The sequence below is a fragment of the Pseudomonas sp. LM13 genome, assembly GCF_041381355.1.
GTDB classification, from domain to species: Bacteria; Pseudomonadota; Gammaproteobacteria; order Pseudomonadales; family Pseudomonadaceae; genus Stutzerimonas; species Stutzerimonas frequens.
Window position 1 is genome coordinate 40,517 of the sequence record NZ_JACBXH010000010.1, and the last position, 15,466, is coordinate 55,982.

Consider the following 15,466-nt stretch of genomic DNA (forward strand, 5'->3'; position numbering starts at 1 on the left):
GGTAGAAGTGTCCGCAGCAAAGGAACAGCGCATTGAAACCGAGCGGGAAGGCGATTAGCCGTCCAGTTGCGTCCAAAGCGGCGTTGCGCCCGCGGCCTTTTCGATCGCCGCCATGCGCGCCAGGTGTGCAGCGATCTCCTCATCGCTGGCCCGCAGCACGGGTGTGCGCGGCCGATCAGCCGGCAGGCGACGGATCGGAGTGGGCTGCGGCCGGCCACCATCGGCACTTTCGCCATCGCCAGCCAGGGACAGATTGGTCTGCCCGCCCGTCATGGTCAGCCAGACGTCGGCGAGGATCTCGGCATCAAGCAGTGCGCCGTGCAGATCGCGCCCCGAGTTGTCCACGCCGTAGCGCTTGCACAGGGCGTCGAGGCTGTTGCGCTGGCCAGGATGCCGCTCGCGCGCCATCAGCAGCGTATCGAGCACCGTGCAGTGGTCGGTGATCTCGGCGCGATCCTGCTGGCCCAGCAGGGCGAACTCGTTATTGATGAAGCCAAGGTCGAACGCCGCGTTATGGATGACCAGCTGCGCGTCCTTGATGAACTCGAAGAACTCGTCAGCGATGTCACGAAAACGCGGCTTGTCGGTGAGGAATTCGTTGGTGATGCCGTGAACCGCGATCGCCCCCTCGTCCACCTCGCGATCGGGCTGCAGATAGACATGGTAATGACGCCCGGTCAGACGGCGGCCGATGACCTCGACACAACCGATCTCGATGATCCGGTGCCCATCGGCAACCGGCATACCGGTGGTTTCGGTGTCGAGTACTACGCTGCGCATGTCATTTCGCTCACTTACACAATAGGTTGTCGTTTGGCCTGAACCACACCGCGGTTGGCCAGCAGGTCGGCCTGCTCGTTACCTGGGTGCCCGGTATGTCCGCGAACCCACTGCCAGCTCACTTCATGACGACTGACCTGCTCGTCGAGCTGCTGCCAGAGGTCGGCATTCTTCACCGGCTGCTTGCTCGCCGTCTTCCAGCCGCGCTTCTTCCAGTTGGGTATCCAGTCGTTGATGCCCTGCATGACGTACTGCGAATCCGTCACCAGCCGCACCTTGCACGGGCGTTTCAGCTCGGCGAGCGCGCGAATGGCGGCCATGAGTTCCATGCGATTGTTGGTGGTGTCCGGCTCACCGCCCCAGAGTTCCCGTTTGACGCCCTTGTACACAAGCAGCGCGCCCCAGCCACCGGGCCCAGGATTACCCTTGCAGGCACCGTCGGTATAAATCTCGACCCAATCGTCGCTCATGTAGATTGTTTACTCATTCTGGCGGCGACAGGCATTACGGCAGCCGATGGTGCTCGGCATCGCGGCGACTGATCTTGGCTACCGGCATCGGCAGCAACTTGCCCATCCGCTCGCGACGTTCCTGGCGCAATGGCCGCAGGCCTATCATCAACTTACGCGCTACCAGCAGATAGAAGCCGCCGGTTGGCGCCTGCAGCTGTTGCCCAACGGTTTCCAGACGCGACAATCGCGCCTGCCAGTCGCTCGAGGAAAGCGGCGGACAATAGCATCCAAAGCGGCGTTTCTCCAGCGCGAACCCCAGCAGGTTCAACCAGTCACCGACCCGCGACGGGCGAATGCAACGGGCCTGGCGAAAGCCCTCGCGCGACACCAGATGACGCAGCCCCCAGGCGCTCCAGGGATTGATGCCGACGATCAACAGGTGCCCACCGGGACGCACGCCACGCGCTGCTTCACGCAAGAGGCCGTGTGGCGAAAGGCTGAAATCCAGCGCGTGCTGCAAGACCACCACGTCGGCGGCATGTTCGCCGAGCGGCCAGGCCTGTTCCTCGCAGTGGATTTCCACACCCGGCAGCGGTGCACCGAGGCGAACGCTACGTTTGATGTTTTGCGGCTGCACCGGTTCGCCGGCAAATGGGCCGTTGTGCACCAGATAGCTGCCGAAACAACGGGCCAGCTCGTCAGACAGGACCTGCTTTTCCTGTACTAGCAGCTGCTGGCCCAAGGGGCCGGCAAACCAGTCGGACGCCTGGTTGATCATCGACAGCCAATGGTCGCTGGCCTGAGTGGACGGTCGCTCGTTCATCGCTCGGCTCCGTTTGCCCGCGGACTCGCAGGACGCTGGGTTCGATCAGGGTCAAGATTTCCTTGGGACTGCCAGAGCCCGCCCCCGTTTCCGGCGCGGCTTGCGACTCGGCGGGAACAGGTCCTAGGATGCGCCTTTGTGATCCGCTTGGCGACCCATCCATGTTCAAGATCGAAGCCCTGCCCGCCTTCACCGACAACTACATCTGGTTGCTTCAGGACGACGCCAGCCGGCGCTGCGTAGCGGTTGACCCTGGTGACGCCGCGCCCTTGCTGGGCTGGCTGTCGGCCCATCCCGGCTGGCAGCTGAGCGACATTCTGGTGACTCACCACCACCACGACCATGTCGGCGGCGTCGAACGGCTCAAGGCACACACCGGCGCACGTGTTCACGGACCGGCCGCCGAGAAGATCCCGGCACGTGACGAATCGCTAAGTGACGGCCAGCACATCGAGCTGCTCGGCAAGCGCCTGGAGGTCATTGCCGTCCCCGGACATACGCTGGGACACATTGCCTACTTTCATGCCGATCCAGAACAGCCCTGGCTGCTCAGTGGCGATACGCTGTTCGCAGCCGGTTGCGGCCGGCTGTTCGAAGGTACGCCCGAGCAGATGTTCGAGTCGCTGAAGCGACTGGCCAGCGCCCCCGATCACACGCTGATCTATTGCACGCATGAGTACACGCTGAGCAATCTGCGTTTCGCCCAGGCGGTAGAGCCGAACAATGCGGATATCGCCAAGCGCATCAGCGAGGTGACCCAGCTGCGCGAAGCCGGTTGCTTCAGCCTGCCCAGTCGACTGGAGATCGAGCGCCGGACCAATCCGTTTCTGCGCAGCGATATCGAGACGGTACGGCAGGCGGCGATCCAGCACAGCGGCAGCCAGCTGGACGGCGAAGTCGCGGTTTTCGCCGCTTTGCGCGCGTGGAAGGATCGTTTCTGACAAGGTCGACAAGTTCCCGAAACGGGGCGTGTCAACTTGACCCCATCAGGACGCATTCCTAGAATCCCCCGAATTTTGTTTCCGGGGAAGATTCCAGCCAATGCCGCCAGCTCCCAAGAAACGCCACGAAACGGACGCCTTGGCAGCCTCTGGTCGTGCGTTGGCCCTCGCCGTCTGCATAGCCCTAGCCGGCTGTCAAAGCAACTCCGCACGCGATGATGATGCGTTCGATCAGTCGAGGCGTGCGAGCGGACCGACGGTACAGGAGCCCATCTGGCTGAGCGATACCAGCACCATCGTCGAACACGAGGACCTCTGGGCGCGCATCCGCGAAGGCTACAAACTGCAGGAGCATCTGGACAGCAACCCGCGCATCGAGCAGCAGCGCCTGCTCTTCGCCAGCCGCCCCCGCTCCATCGAAATCGCCAGCGAACGCGGCAGCCCCTATATCCACTACATCGTCGAGCGCCTGGAAGAGCGCGACATGCCTCTGGAGCTGGCACTGCTGCCAATCATCGAAAGCTCGTACGATCCGTTCGCCTACTCTCCAGCCCATGCGGTCGGGCTCTGGCAGTTCATTCCTTCCACCGGTCGTCATTTCAATTTGCGCCAGACCAGCTGGTACGACGGCCGCAGGGACATTACCGCCTCGACGAATGCCGCGTTGCGCTACCTGAGCTATTTGCATGGTCTGTTCAACGGTGACTGGCTGCTCGCCCTGGCCGCATACAACGCTGGCGAGGGTACGGTCAGCCGCGCCATCGAACGCAATCAGAAACTGGGCTTGCCAACCGACTATTGGAACCTGCCCCTGCCACGCGAAACTCGCGACTATGTACCGAAGCTGCTGGCGTTGTCGCAACTGATCGAAGCGCCTGAGGCCTATGGCATCAACCTCAACCCGATCGCCAATGAACCTTACTTCGAGGTCATCGCCCTCAAGCAGCGCATGGACCTGGCGCGGGTAGCCAAGCTGGCCGACCTTGACGAGGACGAGCTGTACCAACTGAACCCCGCCTTCACCCGCCGCATCACGCTGGACGGCCCGCAGCAACTGCTGGTGCCGCTGGAGAAGGCCGAGATGCTGGCAGCCAACCTGGCGTTGATGAAACCGCAGGAACTGGTGGACTGGAAGCAGTACACTGTCCGCCCAGGCGATACCCTGGGGGCGATCGCCAACCGGCACCACCTGACCGTCAATGTCATCCGCGACATCAACCGCCTGAACAGCGACTCCCTGCGTATCGGCCAGGTGCTGAGCATTCCCGCCACCAGCGACGCCGGTGCATCGCGAGAATTACTGCACGCGGTAGCGCGTCAGCCAGACACCACACCCCGCAGCTACCGGGTCAGATCGGGTGACAACCTCTGGGATATCGCCAAGGCGCAGCGCGTATCGGTACGCGACCTGCAGCGCTGGAACAATCTGTCCGGCAGCCAGCTGAAAGTAGGCCAGGCGCTCTTCCTGCAGGGGCCTGCACCTGCCGCCAAGAGCAAGAACAATGCTGACGCCCCGACTTACTACAAGGTTCGTAAGGGGGATTCGCTGTATCAGATTGCCAAGCGTTTCAATGTGCAGCTGACCAATCTCAAGACCTGGAACCCGAAAAGCACCGAAGTGCTCCGTCCGGGCCAGCTGCTCACCCTCTACCTCCCAAGGTGAGCGCCCGACCGTCAACCCGCTGAACGCTTGCTCAGGGCTTCCAGACAACGGCCGGTCAGCTGGGTGAAACGCTGAAAGGCGATGAACTGCTCATGCTTGAGCGCACGCCCGGACAAGCGACAATCGCCGTACAGCACACCGATCTCCCGCGCTCCCGCCATCAGCGGCGCGATGAAGAACATGCCGTTGCCGAGCCATTGCCGCAGCGGCTGCGTCACCAGGTCCGCCAGGTTGTAGCTTGCCGGCACCCCCATCCACAGCGACTGCCGATGTCGCAACGCATAGCTGAATATATGCGGCTGCTCGGGTTGGTCGACCGGCAGCGCAAAATTCTGAAGCCAGGCTTCGGCCCCCTCTCCAACGGCACAACGCACCTTGAAACGCGTCTGCTGGTCGGCCAGGACCGCCACCATTACCCGCTCCAATCCAACGCCTCGATGCAGCCCCTTGAGCAGCGTCTCCAGAATCAGGCTGGCATCGCCGCCGCCCGACGCCATCAGCCCAAGATCCTGCAGCGACTGTTGCATCAACAGCAGATCGGGCTGCAGCAAGGCAGCCTGGCGCTCTGCCTGCTGCAGCCTGATCTGCTCCGGATCGGTGCTGGGAATCAGCCGGCCCAACCGACTGGCGCCAAAGGTGGTCGCAACCGTGACCGCTTCGTCGGCGCTGGCGAGGATCTGCTGCAATGCATCGGCCTCAGTCACGCCTGTGAACTCCGCCACCGCGCTGGTCAGGGCCTGCATCTTTTCGCATTCCCAGCCGTCCAGTGCGGCTTCGCTGATCCTCACCCCCAACGCCACCGCACGCGCAGCCGGGTCATTGCTTACGGCCTGACTGTGAGCCAGGCTGGTCAGCTCGCCCAGATTCCAGCTTTTCACCAGCCCCAGCGTGAGCTGACGGAAGCTGGTGCCGAGAATGACCTGTACCACTTCCTCAGGCTTGATGCCCGGCTGTTTCAGTTGCACGGCGAGCTCGTCGGCCTGCTCGCCGCCGCAGCCCCAGAACGCCAGCTCACCGACGTGATAGAGCAACGCCGCGATGAACACCTCTTCCTCATGCCGCGAAAGGACATAGCCGGCGATATTGCGCGCCTGCACGGCCGCATGAAAGGAGCGGGCCAGCAGCTCGAGCAGTTGCTCCCGCGGAGCCTTCTCCAGCAGGCTGTCGATCAGCGTCACCGACAGGCTGATCAGTCGGACATTGTCGAAGCCGATCATCACGATCGCCCGCGAGATGGTCTTGATGGTTTCCTGAGAGGGGTTGTAGTAGCTGCTATTGCCGACCCGGAGCACCTTGGAAGTCAGCGACGCATCGCGCAGCAGAACGTCGGCAAGCTGCTGGACCGAAGCGTGCTGGAGCTCGGCCAGACGCTGGATATCCTTGACCACCGATGCCAGCGCCGGCAGTTCGGATTGGTTCAGGCGATCGATCCACGCCTGCAGACCCTGGGCACGTACATCCAAGAGGTCACACTCCACAATGCCAGTACGGGAAATGAGTGGCAGTTTGCCCGAGGTGGCCGGCCTTTTTCCAGCGCATACAAGCTGTTACTGTACCGGCCCGAGAAGCCCTTAAGCGCCAAGGATCGGATCCCCCGTCTGATGCGACCCCTGCTACTGTTATTGACCTGCCTGGCCTTGAGCTTTCCCGCCCTCGCCACCATCAGCGAAAGCCATGGTTATGCGCAGTTCGGCACTCTTAAGTACCCAGCCAATTTCACCCACTTCGACTGGGTGAATCCGCGCGCGCCCAAGGGCGGCAGGATCAAGCTGATGGCGTCGGGTACGTTCGATACGCTGAACCCCTATACATTCAAGGGCACCAGCCCAAGTGCGACCCCCGGATTCCTGCAGTACGGCTTCAGCGAGCTGAACGAACCGCTGATGGTCGGTACCGGCGTCTACGACCCTTCGGGCGACGAACCGGCGTCCAGCTACGGGCTGATCGCCGAATCGGTGGAGTACAGCGACAACAATAGCTGGGTCGTTTTCAACTTGCGCAAGGAAGCTCGCTTCCATGATGGCAAGCCGATCACCGCCTATGACGTGGCATTCTCCTACCGGCTGCTGCTCAAGGACGGGCATCCGCGCTACCGCACCAACCTGCAAGGGGTGAAGCGCGTCGACATTCTCAACCGGCACCGCATCCGCTTCGTCTTCGAGCAGCCAGACAATCCATTGCTGATCATGCGTCTCGGTGAACTGCCGGTCCTGCCGCAGCATTACTGGAAGAATCGCGACTTCAAGGCCACCACCTTCGATCCCCCGCTGGGCAGCGGCCCCTACCGCATCACCCAGGTGCAACCCGGGCGGCAGGTGGTGTTCGAGCGCGTGCGCAACTGGTGGGGCGCCAAGCTCCCGGTCAATCGGGGCAAGTACAACTTCAATCGCATCGATGTCGAGTTCTACCGCGACAACGTGGTGGCGTTCGAAGCGTTCAAGGTCGGCGAGTTCGACTTCTTCATCGAGCATCAGGCGAAAAACTGGGCCAACGGTTACCAGTTCCCGGCCGTGATGCGTGGCGACATCATTCGCGCAGAGATCCCACATCAGATCCCGACTCAGACCCAGGCACTTTTCATGAACGGCCGGCGTTCGACTTTTGCCGATAGCCGCGTTCGCGAGGCGCTCGGTCTGATGTTCGATTTCGAATGGACCAACCGTGCGCTGTTCTACGGCGCATACCGCCGCAGCGAAAGCTACTACCCCAACAGCGACTTCAGTGCCACCGGCAAGCCCGAAGGCGGAGAATGGCTGCTGCTTTCGCCCTACCGCAAGCAGCTCCCTGGTGAGCTGTTCACCGAACCATTCGAGCTACCAGAAACCGATGGTCGTGGCATCCCGAGGGAAACCCTGCGTCGCGCCCTGGGGCTGCTTGCCGAAGCAGGCTGGAAGCTATCCGATGCCGGACTGCTGAACAGTGCCGGGCAACCGCTGAGCTTCGAGATACTGCTGGTCAATCCACGGCTGGAACGGATCCTCCAGCCCTACGTCGAGAACCTGGCGCGTATTGGCGTTCAGGCCAACCTGCGCACCGTGGACAGTGCGCAGTACAAGCAACGACTCGACCATTACGACTACGACATGATCCTGATGACGCTGGCCCAGAGCCTCAGTCCGGGCATCGAGCAGTACCTTTATTTCCATTCCAGCCAGGTCGGCGTCAAAGGCGGCCGCAACTATGCGGGAATCGCCAACCCGATCATCGATGACCTGATCGGCAAGCTGCTCGCCGCACAGACCCGCGACGAACAGGTGTCGGCCGCCCGCGCAATCGACCGCGTACTGCTGTGGAACCACTACACCATTCCGAACTGGTTCATCAGTAACCACCGCCTGGCGTACCGCAATCGGTTCGCCCATGTCACCACGCCGCCCTATACGCTGGGTTTGCGCGCCTGGTGGCTGAAGAGCCTGGAGAAGAGCAAATGAACAATCGCGTGAGCCATTCGCTGTTTCGCGCCGGCCTGCTGAGTCTGCTCTGCATGGCCGCCCTGTCCGAGGCCGCTCCCCGCCATGCCCTGACGCTATATGGCGAGAAGCCCAAGTACCCGGCCGACTTTCAGCATTTCGAGTACGTCAATCCCGAGGCGCCCAAGGGCGGCACGCTGCGTCAGGCCGGTTTCGGCAGCTTCGACTCACTCAACCCCTTCATCAACAAGGGCGTCGCGGCCGACGACATCGGCCTGATCTACGACACCCTGACCACCAACAGCCTGGACGAGCCGTTCACCGTATACGGTCTGCTGGCGGAAAAGATCGAGAAAGGCCCGAACAACGACTGGGTGCGCTTCCACCTTCGCCCGCAGGCCCGCTTTCATGATGGCGAGCCAGTCAAGGCAGAAGACGTCGTCTTCACCTTCGAGACGCTGATGAGCCAGGGTGCTCCGCAATACCGTGCCTATTACGCCGATGTGGAAAAAGTGACGGCGGAAAGTGAGAGACGTGTGCGCTTCGATTTCAAGCATGCCGGCAATCGCGAGCTGCCGATGATTCTCGGGCAGCTGCCAGTCCTTCCGAAGCACTGGTGGGAAGGCAAAGACTTCACCTCTGGCAGCCTCGAGCCGCCTCTGGGTAGCGGTCCGTACCGCGTCGAGAAAGTCCAGGCCGGCCGCTCGATCCGCTATGAACGCGTCGAGGACTATTGGGGCAAGGATCTACCCGTGAATCGCGGTTTCTACAACTTCGATCACATCAACTTCGATTACTACCGGGACAACACCGTAGCACTGCAGGCCTTCAAGGCCGGGCATTTCGACTACTGGTTCGAAACCAGCGCGAAGAACTGGGCCACCGCCTACGACATCGATGCAGTCCGGGATGGACGCATCGTCAAGGAGGAGATCCGCAACTACAACCCAACCGGCATGCAGGGTTTCATCTTCAATATCCGCCGCCCGCTGCTGCAGGACCGTCGCGTGCGTGAGGCGCTTGGGTTGCTGTTCGACTACGAATGGACCAATCGCCAGCTGTTCAACGGCGCCTACACCCGCACCCGCAGCTATTTCGACAATTCCGAGCTGGCCTCCTCCGGATTGCCGAGCGAAGACGAACTGAAGATTCTCGAGCCCCTTCGCGGCAAGGTTCCGGACGAGGTATTCGACAAGGCCTTCGAACTGCCGCAAACCCAGGGCAACGGCGTGATTCGCGAACAGCAGCGCCAGGCCTATCGGCTGCTGACGGAAGCGGGCTGGAAGGTCGAGAACGACAGGATGCTGGACGCCCAGGGCAAGCCGGTGAAACTGGAGTTCCTGCTGGTGCAGGCCGAGTTCGAGCGCGTGTTACTTCCCTACAAGCGCAACCTGGCCGACCTGGGCATCGAGCTGGAGATCCGCCGAGTCGACGTCTCGCAGTACATCAACCGGCTGCGCTCGCGCGACTACGACATGATCGTCAGTGGCTTCGGTCAGTCCAACTCGCCCGGCAACGAACAGCGTGAATTCTGGCATTCGGCGAGTGCGGACAATCCCGGCAGCCGCAACTTCATCGGCTTGAAGGAACCGGCCATCGACATGCTGGTCGAGGGGCTGATCGGCGCCGACTCGCGCAAGGAACTGGTCGCCCATACTCGTGCGCTGGATCGCGTGCTGCTCTGGGGTCACTACGTGGTGCCGAACTGGCACATCAAGACCTGGCGCGTCGCCTACTGGAACCACCTGGCGCATCCGCAGGTAACGCCCAAACAGGACATCGGTCTGATGACCTGGTGGCGCAAGCCGGATGCGAAGGCTCCGGTCGCCGATCCGGTGGAAGCGAAGAAAGCCGCGGAAGCTGGTGCGAGCACGCCAGCCGATAACGGCGAGGCGGAGCGCTAAGCATGCTGGCTTACATTGTTCGCCGATTGCTGCTGATCATCCCCACGTTGTTCGGCATCCTGCTGATCAACTTCATCATCATCCAGGCCGCGCCCGGTGGCCCGGTGGAACAGGCGATCGCCAAGCTGGAGGGCTTCGAGGGCGCCACCAGCCGTATCGCCGGTGGCGGTTCGGAGGTTGCGGTGGGTGGCACCAGCTATCGCGGCGCGCAGGGCCTGGACCCCGAGCTGATCGCCGAGATCGAACGACTCTACGGCTTCGACAAACCGCCGGCCGAGCGCTTCTGGATCATGCTCAGCAACTACCTGCGGCTGGACTTCGGCGAGAGCTTCTTCCGCGACGCCAAGGTCACCGACCTGATCATCGAGAAGATGCCCGTCTCCATCTCGCTGGGGCTGTGGAGCACACTGATCATGTACCTGGCTTCGATTCCGCTGGGGATCGCCAAGGCCACGCGCCACGGCAGCAAGTTCGACGTCTGGACCAGCTCGGCGATCATCGTCGGCTACGCCATCCCGGCGTTTCTCTTCGCCATCCTGCTTATCGTGCTGTTCGCTGGCGGCAGCTACTGGAACTGGTTCCCCCTGCGCGGCCTGACCTCGGGCAACTTCGACGACCTGACCCTGGGCGGCAAGATCATCGACTACTTCTGGCACCTGGCCCTGCCCGTCACCGCTCTGGTGATCGGCAACTTCGCCACCCTGACGCTGCTGACCAAGAACAGCTTCCTCGATGAGATCAACAAGCAGTACGTGATCACGGCACGAGCGAAGGGTCTGAGCAAGAATCGCGTGCTCTACGGCCACGTGTTCCGCAATGCCATGCTGATCATCATCGCCGGCTTTCCGGCCGCCTTCATTGGTATGTTCTTCACCGGCTCGCTGCTGATCGAGGTGATCTTCTCCCTCGACGGACTCGGCCTGCTCAGCTTCGAGGCGGCGATCAACCGCGACTATCCGGTGGTGTTCGGTACCCTCTTCCTCTTCACCCTGCTCGGCCTGGTGGTGAAGCTGATCGGCGACCTGACTTACACCCTGGTCGACCCGCGCATCGATTTCGAAAGCAGGGAGGCCTGAATGCAGTTGTCCCCCCTCAATCAGCGCCGGCTGGCCCTGTTCAAGGCGCACAAGCGTGGCTGGTGGTCACTGTGGATCTTCCTTGCGCTGTTCGTGCTCAGCCTGGGCGCGGAGATCATCGCCAACGACAAGCCGATCGTGGTGCGCTACGACGGCGAATGGTTCTTCCCGGTGTTCAAGCGTTATCCGGAGACGGCCTTCGGCGGCGAATTCCCGCTGCAGGCGAACTACAAAAGCCCGTACATCCAGGAACTGATCGCCGAGAAGGATGGCTGGATGATCTGGCCGGTCATCCCTTTCAACTATTCGAGCATCAACTACGAACTGCAGGTACCGGCGCCCGCGCCGCCTTCGTTGGAGAATTGGCTGGGCACCGATGATCAGGGCCGCGATGTGCTCGCCCGGGTGATCTACGGTTTCCGCATCTCGGTGCTGTTCGCCCTCACCCTGACCCTGATCAGCTCGGTGATCGGCGTCATCGCCGGGGCGCTGCAAGGCTTCTATGGCGGCTGGGTCGATCTGGTCGGGCAGCGCCTGCTGGAGATCTGGTCGGGCCTGCCGGTGCTCTACCTGCTGATCATTCTCGCCAGCTTCGTGCAGCCCAACTTCTGGTGGCTGCTGGGCATCATGCTGCTGTTCTCCTGGATGAGCCTGGTGGATGTGGTGCGTGCCGAATTCCTCCGTGGGCGCAACCTCGAGTATGTACGCGCGGCCCGTGCACTGGGCATGCAGAACGGCGCGATCATGTTCCGCCACATCCTGCCCAACGCCATGGTCTCCACCATGACCTTCATGCCATTCATTCTCACCGGCGCCATCGGAACCCTCACCGCACTGGACTTCCTCGGTTTCGGTCTGCCGGCAGGCTCGCCGTCGCTGGGCGAGCTGGTCGCCCAGGGCAAGGCCAACCTGCAGGCGCCCTGGCTCGGCATCAGCGCCTTTCTGGTGCTGGCGATCATGCTGACCCTGCTGGTGTTTATCGGGGAGGCGGCGCGCGATGCCTTCGACCCAAGGAAATAAGATGTCCGAAGTTTCGATTGGCGAGAGCCTGGTCGAGGTCCGCGATCTGGCCGTCGAGTTCGTCACCGGTGATCAGGTCCAGCGCGTCGTAGAAGGCGTTTCCTTCGACATCCGCAAGGGCGAAACCCTGGCCCTGGTGGGCGAAAGCGGCTCGGGCAAGTCGGTCACCGCCCATTCCATCCTGCGCCTGCTGCCCTACCCGCTGGCCCGCCACCCGCAGGGGCAGATTCATTTCCACGGACAGGACCTGATCAAGGCCGACGAGAAGGCCATGCGCAAGATCCGTGGCAACCGTATCGCCATGGTCTTCCAGGAACCCATGACTTCGCTCAACCCGCTGCATACCGTGGGCAAGCAGATCAACGAGGTGCTGGAGATCCACAAGGGCCTGCGTGGCAAGGCCGCCACCGCCCGCACGCTGGAATTGCTCGAGCTGGTGGGCATTCCGGAACCGCGCAAGCGCATCCGCGCCTATCCGCACGAACTGTCCGGCGGCCAGCGCCAGCGCGTGATGATCGCCATGGCGCTGGCCAACGAGCCGGAACTGCTGATTGCCGACGAGCCGACCACGGCGCTGGACGTCACCGTGCAGCTGAAAATCCTTGAATTGCTCAAGGAACTGCAGGCGCGGCTGGGCATGGCGCTGCTGCTGATCAGCCACGATCTCAACCTGGTTCGGCGGGTCGCCCATCGTGTATGTGTCATGCAGCGCGGTCGTGTCGTCGAACAGGCGTTGTGTGAAGAACTGTTCCGTTCGCCCAAGCATCCGTACACCCAGGAACTGCTCGCGGCCGAGCCCAGCGGTGGCCCGGTGGCGGTCGAGCAGGCGGCACCGCTGCTGGAGGTCGAGGACCTGCGCGTATGGTTCCCGATCAAGAAGGGCCTGCTGCGGCGCACCGTCGATCACGTCAAGGCGGTCGATGGTGTGAACTTCAGCCTGCCCAAGGGGCAGACGCTGGGGATCGTCGGCGAGAGCGGCTCAGGCAAGTCGACCCTGGGCTTGGCTATCCTTCGTCTGTTGGCCAGTCGCGGCGAGATCCGCTTCCAGGGTCAGCAGCTGCAGGGCATGTCACAGGGCGCCGTGCGGCCGTTGCGCCGGCAGATGCAGGTGGTCTTCCAGGACCCGTATGGGAGCCTGAGCCCGCGGATGTCGGTCGGGCAGATCATCGGCGAAGGGCTGCGCATTCACCACATGGGTAATGCGCAGGAGCAGGAACAGGCAATCATTGACGCGCTCGTGGAGGTTGGTCTCGATCCGGAAACCCGGCATCGCTATCCCCACGAGTTTTCCGGCGGGCAACGGCAACGCATTGCCATTGCCCGGGCTCTGGTGTTGAAACCGGCGCTGATACTGCTCGACGAGCCGACCTCGGCTCTCGATCGCACGGTTCAGCGCCAGGTGGTGGAGCTTCTGCGCTCGTTGCAGGCCAAGTACAACCTGACCTACCTGTTCATCAGCCATGACCTGGCGGTGGTCAGGGCACTCAGCCACCAGATGATGGTGGTCAAGCAAGGCCAGGTGGTGGAACAGGGTACGGCTGCCGAGATATTCGCGGCGCCGCAACATCCGTATACACAGCAGCTGCTGGAATCCGCCTTCATGGCGCCCGGCGCTGCCGAACAACCAGAAGAGGGACAAGCACATGGGTTTTCTCACCGGTAAGCGCGTACTGATCGTCGGCGTTGCCAGCAAACTGTCGATTGCCTCGGGCATCGCTTCCGCCATGCATCGCGAAGGTGCAGAACTGGCTTTCACCTACCAGAACGATAAGCTCAAGGGCCGCGTCGAAGAATTCGCCGCCGGCTGGGGCTCGGGCCCGGAGCTGTGCTTCCCCTGCGACGTCGCCAATGACGAAGACATTGCCCACGTGTTCGAGGAGCTGGGCAAGAGGTGGGACGGCCTGGATTGCATCGTGCACTCGGTCGGCTTCGCTCCCGGTGACCAGCTGAACGGCGACTTCACCGAAGTCACCACCCGTGAAGGCTTCAAGATCGCTCACGACATCAGCGCCTATAGCTTCGTCGCCCTGGCCAAGGCCGGCCGCGAGATGATGAAGGGCCGCAACGGCAGCCTGCTCACCCTCTCCTACCTGGGCGCCGAGCGCACCATGCCGAACTACAACGTCATGGGCATGGCCAAGGCCAGTCTGGAAGCCGGTGTTCGCTACCTGGCCGGCAGCCTCGGCCCGGAAGGCACCCGCGTCAACTGCATCTCCGCCGGTCCGATCCGTACCCTCGCCGCCTCCGGCATCGCCAGCTTCCGCAAGATGCTCGCCGCCAACGAGAAGCAGACCCCGCTGCGCCGCAACGTCACCATCGACGAAGTCGGCAACGCCGGTGCCTTCCTCTGCTCGGACCTGGCTTCCGGCATCAGCGGTGAAATCCTCTACGTCGACGGCGGCTTCAACACCACCGCGATGGGCTCGCTGGAAGACTGATCCCGCGTCCGTCTACGTAAGCGCCGAACCCCGCCTGTTGGCGGGGTTCGTGTTTCTGCGCAGCGGGCTCAGCCGGCCGTCACCGTCATGCCGCCATCGGCCATGACCACCGAACCCACCAAGAAGCTGGCCCGCTCCGAGGCGAGAAAGGCGACGATCTCGGCGATCTCCTCCGGTTGCGCCGCGCGCCCGATGGGTGCGGCTTCGCCATGCTGGGCAAGAAAGCCCGGGCCGTCCTCGACCACGTCGTTGAGGATGTTGGTCACCACATCGCCAACACCGATGGCGTTGACCCGGACGCCATGCTCGATCGCCTCCAGCGCCAGCGTGCGGGTCAGCTGCGCCAGCGCGCCTTTGGATGCCGTATAGGCGGCAATGGTCGGAAAGGCAAAGTAGGACGCATAGGACGCAATGTTGACGATCGCCCCCGAGCGATTGGGCATCATCGCCTTGACCGCTTCGCGGCAATGCAGGAAGGCCGCCGTAGCGTTGACCGCCTGAATCCGCTCCCAGTCCTCGCGGGTCATTTCGACCACCAGTTTGTTGATGATGATGCCGGCGTTGTTGACCAGGATATCCAGCCGGCCGAAATGCTCGATGGCCAGGCCGACCGCACGTTCGGCTGCGCCATCCTTGGTAATGTCCGCCAGCAGCGGCACAAGTCCCGGACGAGCGAGCTCCTCGACAGCCGGGTTGATGTCTTCGGCGATGACCTTGGCGCCCCGATCGTGCAGCAACAAGGCGATCGCCCTGCCGATGCCGCTTGCGGCGCCGGTGACCAGCGCGACCTTGCCTGCAACTTCCTGAACGACGGTGTGATTCGAATCAGTCATGGTGCTCTCCTCTCTTTAGGGGCTGCGCCACGAGGCGCGATGGACAAACTGTCGCCTATCGCAGCAGGCCGGGCTTTCGCCCGCTTGCGCTGGCTGTCGCGGTTTTGCGCGCAGCAGTGATCTGCC

At 62.6% G+C, this 15,466-nt stretch carries 13 protein-coding genes; 8 read left to right on the plus strand and 5 right to left on the minus strand.

Annotation, left to right across the window (positions count from 1 at the left end):
* Positions 1–54: 54 nt before the first annotated feature.
* Genes dnaQ through HZR81_RS09315 form a run of 3 tightly spaced genes read right to left on the minus strand, consistent with a single transcriptional unit; the run spans position 55 to position 2,055 of the window.
* Positions 55–780, minus strand: a complete 726-nt coding sequence (gene dnaQ, locus HZR81_RS09305) for a DNA polymerase III subunit epsilon (protein WP_110776844.1) — start codon at positions 778–780, stop codon at positions 55–57.
* 14 nt (positions 781–794) lie between these two features.
* Positions 795–1,250, minus strand: a complete 456-nt coding sequence (rnhA, locus tag HZR81_RS09310) for a ribonuclease HI (RefSeq protein WP_500127931.1) — start codon at positions 1,248–1,250, stop codon at positions 795–797.
* A 34-nt stretch (positions 1,251–1,284) separates the two neighbouring features.
* Positions 1,285–2,055 (minus strand): class I SAM-dependent methyltransferase, encoded by a 771-nt coding sequence (locus HZR81_RS09315; RefSeq protein ID WP_270053888.1) that lies wholly within the window; start codon positions 2,053–2,055, stop codon positions 1,285–1,287.
* Between the two features lie 161 nt (positions 2,056–2,216).
* Between HZR81_RS09315 and gloB the strand changes: the two genes are divergently transcribed.
* Together gloB and HZR81_RS09325 are read left to right on the plus strand one after the other, a co-directional pair.
* Positions 2,217–2,996: a hydroxyacylglutathione hydrolase gene (gene gloB, locus HZR81_RS09320; RefSeq protein ID WP_500127934.1), complete on the plus strand. Its 780-nt coding sequence runs from the start codon at positions 2,217–2,219 to the stop codon at positions 2,994–2,996.
* Positions 2,997–3,096: 100 nt separating this feature from the next.
* A complete protein-coding gene (locus HZR81_RS09325; protein ID WP_500127935.1) occupies positions 3,097–4,659 on the plus strand; it encodes a LysM peptidoglycan-binding domain-containing protein in 1,563 nt (520 codons plus the stop codon).
* An 11-nt stretch (positions 4,660–4,670) separates the two neighbouring features.
* Here HZR81_RS09325 and HZR81_RS09330 read toward each other — a convergent pair whose 3' ends face one another.
* Positions 4,671–6,122: an HDOD domain-containing protein gene (locus HZR81_RS09330; protein ID WP_500127936.1), complete on the minus strand. Its 1,452-nt coding sequence runs from the start codon at positions 6,120–6,122 to the stop codon at positions 4,671–4,673.
* Between the two features lie 138 nt (positions 6,123–6,260).
* Here HZR81_RS09330 and HZR81_RS09335 point away from each other — a divergent pair, with 138 nt between their 5' ends.
* From HZR81_RS09335 to fabI, 6 genes are read left to right on the plus strand one after another with little or no spacing between them, the layout of a single operon-like run.
* A complete protein-coding gene (locus tag HZR81_RS09335) occupies positions 6,261–8,090 on the plus strand; it encodes an extracellular solute-binding protein (protein ID WP_063540628.1) in 1,830 nt (609 codons plus the stop codon).
* A complete protein-coding gene (locus HZR81_RS09340; protein ID WP_500127937.1) occupies positions 8,087–9,973 on the plus strand; it encodes an extracellular solute-binding protein in 1,887 nt (628 codons plus the stop codon). The genes HZR81_RS09335 and HZR81_RS09340 overlap by 4 nt, the downstream gene beginning before the upstream one ends.
* Positions 9,974–9,975: 2 nt before the next feature.
* Entirely contained in the window at positions 9,976–11,049 is a 1,074-nt protein-coding gene (locus tag HZR81_RS09345) for a microcin C ABC transporter permease YejB (RefSeq protein WP_063540630.1), read from the plus strand.
* Entirely contained in the window at positions 11,050–12,069 is a 1,020-nt protein-coding gene (locus HZR81_RS09350) for an ABC transporter permease (RefSeq protein WP_063540631.1), read from the plus strand.
* 1 nt (position 12,070) lies between these two features.
* Complete coding sequence (locus HZR81_RS09355; RefSeq protein WP_102841000.1) at positions 12,071–13,732, plus strand: ABC transporter ATP-binding protein; 1,662 nt, start codon at positions 12,071–12,073, stop codon at positions 13,730–13,732.
* Entirely contained in the window at positions 13,713–14,507 is a 795-nt protein-coding gene (fabI, locus tag HZR81_RS09360) for an enoyl-ACP reductase FabI (RefSeq protein WP_500127938.1), read from the plus strand. Before HZR81_RS09355 ends, fabI begins: the two co-directional genes overlap by 20 nt.
* Positions 14,508–14,575: 68 nt before the next feature.
* Here the strand turns inward: fabI and HZR81_RS09365 are convergent, their stop codons facing one another.
* Positions 14,576–15,340 (minus strand): SDR family NAD(P)-dependent oxidoreductase, encoded by a 765-nt coding sequence (locus HZR81_RS09365; RefSeq protein WP_500127939.1) that lies wholly within the window; start codon positions 15,338–15,340, stop codon positions 14,576–14,578.
* Between the last annotated feature and the right edge of the window lie 126 nt (positions 15,341–15,466).

Excerpts from the sequence above, each read along its gene's own strand:
- HZR81_RS09325 (WP_500127935.1), top strand. The coding sequence starts at position 3,097 with ATGCCGCCAGCTCCCAAGAAACGCCACGAAACGGACGCCTTGGCAGCC.
- HZR81_RS09315 (WP_270053888.1), bottom strand. The coding sequence starts at position 2,055 with ATGAACGAGCGACCGTCCACTCAGGCCAGCGACCATTGGCTGTCGATG.
- HZR81_RS09335 (WP_063540628.1), top strand. The coding sequence starts at position 6,261 with ATGCGACCCCTGCTACTGTTATTGACCTGCCTGGCCTTGAGCTTTCCC.
- dnaQ (WP_110776844.1), bottom strand. The coding sequence starts at position 780 with ATGCGCAGCGTAGTACTCGACACCGAAACCACCGGTATGCCGGTTGCC.
- HZR81_RS09340 (WP_500127937.1), top strand. The coding sequence starts at position 8,087 with ATGAACAATCGCGTGAGCCATTCGCTGTTTCGCGCCGGCCTGCTGAGT.
- HZR81_RS09345 (WP_063540630.1), top strand. The coding sequence starts at position 9,976 with ATGCTGGCTTACATTGTTCGCCGATTGCTGCTGATCATCCCCACGTTG.
- gloB (WP_500127934.1), top strand. The coding sequence starts at position 2,217 with ATGTTCAAGATCGAAGCCCTGCCCGCCTTCACCGACAACTACATCTGG.
- rnhA (WP_500127931.1), bottom strand. The coding sequence starts at position 1,250 with ATGAGCGACGATTGGGTCGAGATTTATACCGACGGTGCCTGCAAGGGT.
- HZR81_RS09355 (WP_102841000.1), top strand. The coding sequence starts at position 12,071 with ATGTCCGAAGTTTCGATTGGCGAGAGCCTGGTCGAGGTCCGCGATCTG.
- fabI (WP_500127938.1), top strand. The coding sequence starts at position 13,713 with ATGGGTTTTCTCACCGGTAAGCGCGTACTGATCGTCGGCGTTGCCAGC.
- HZR81_RS09350 (WP_063540631.1), top strand. The coding sequence starts at position 11,050 with ATGCAGTTGTCCCCCCTCAATCAGCGCCGGCTGGCCCTGTTCAAGGCG.
- HZR81_RS09365 (WP_500127939.1), bottom strand. The coding sequence starts at position 15,340 with ATGACTGATTCGAATCACACCGTCGTTCAGGAAGTTGCAGGCAAGGTC.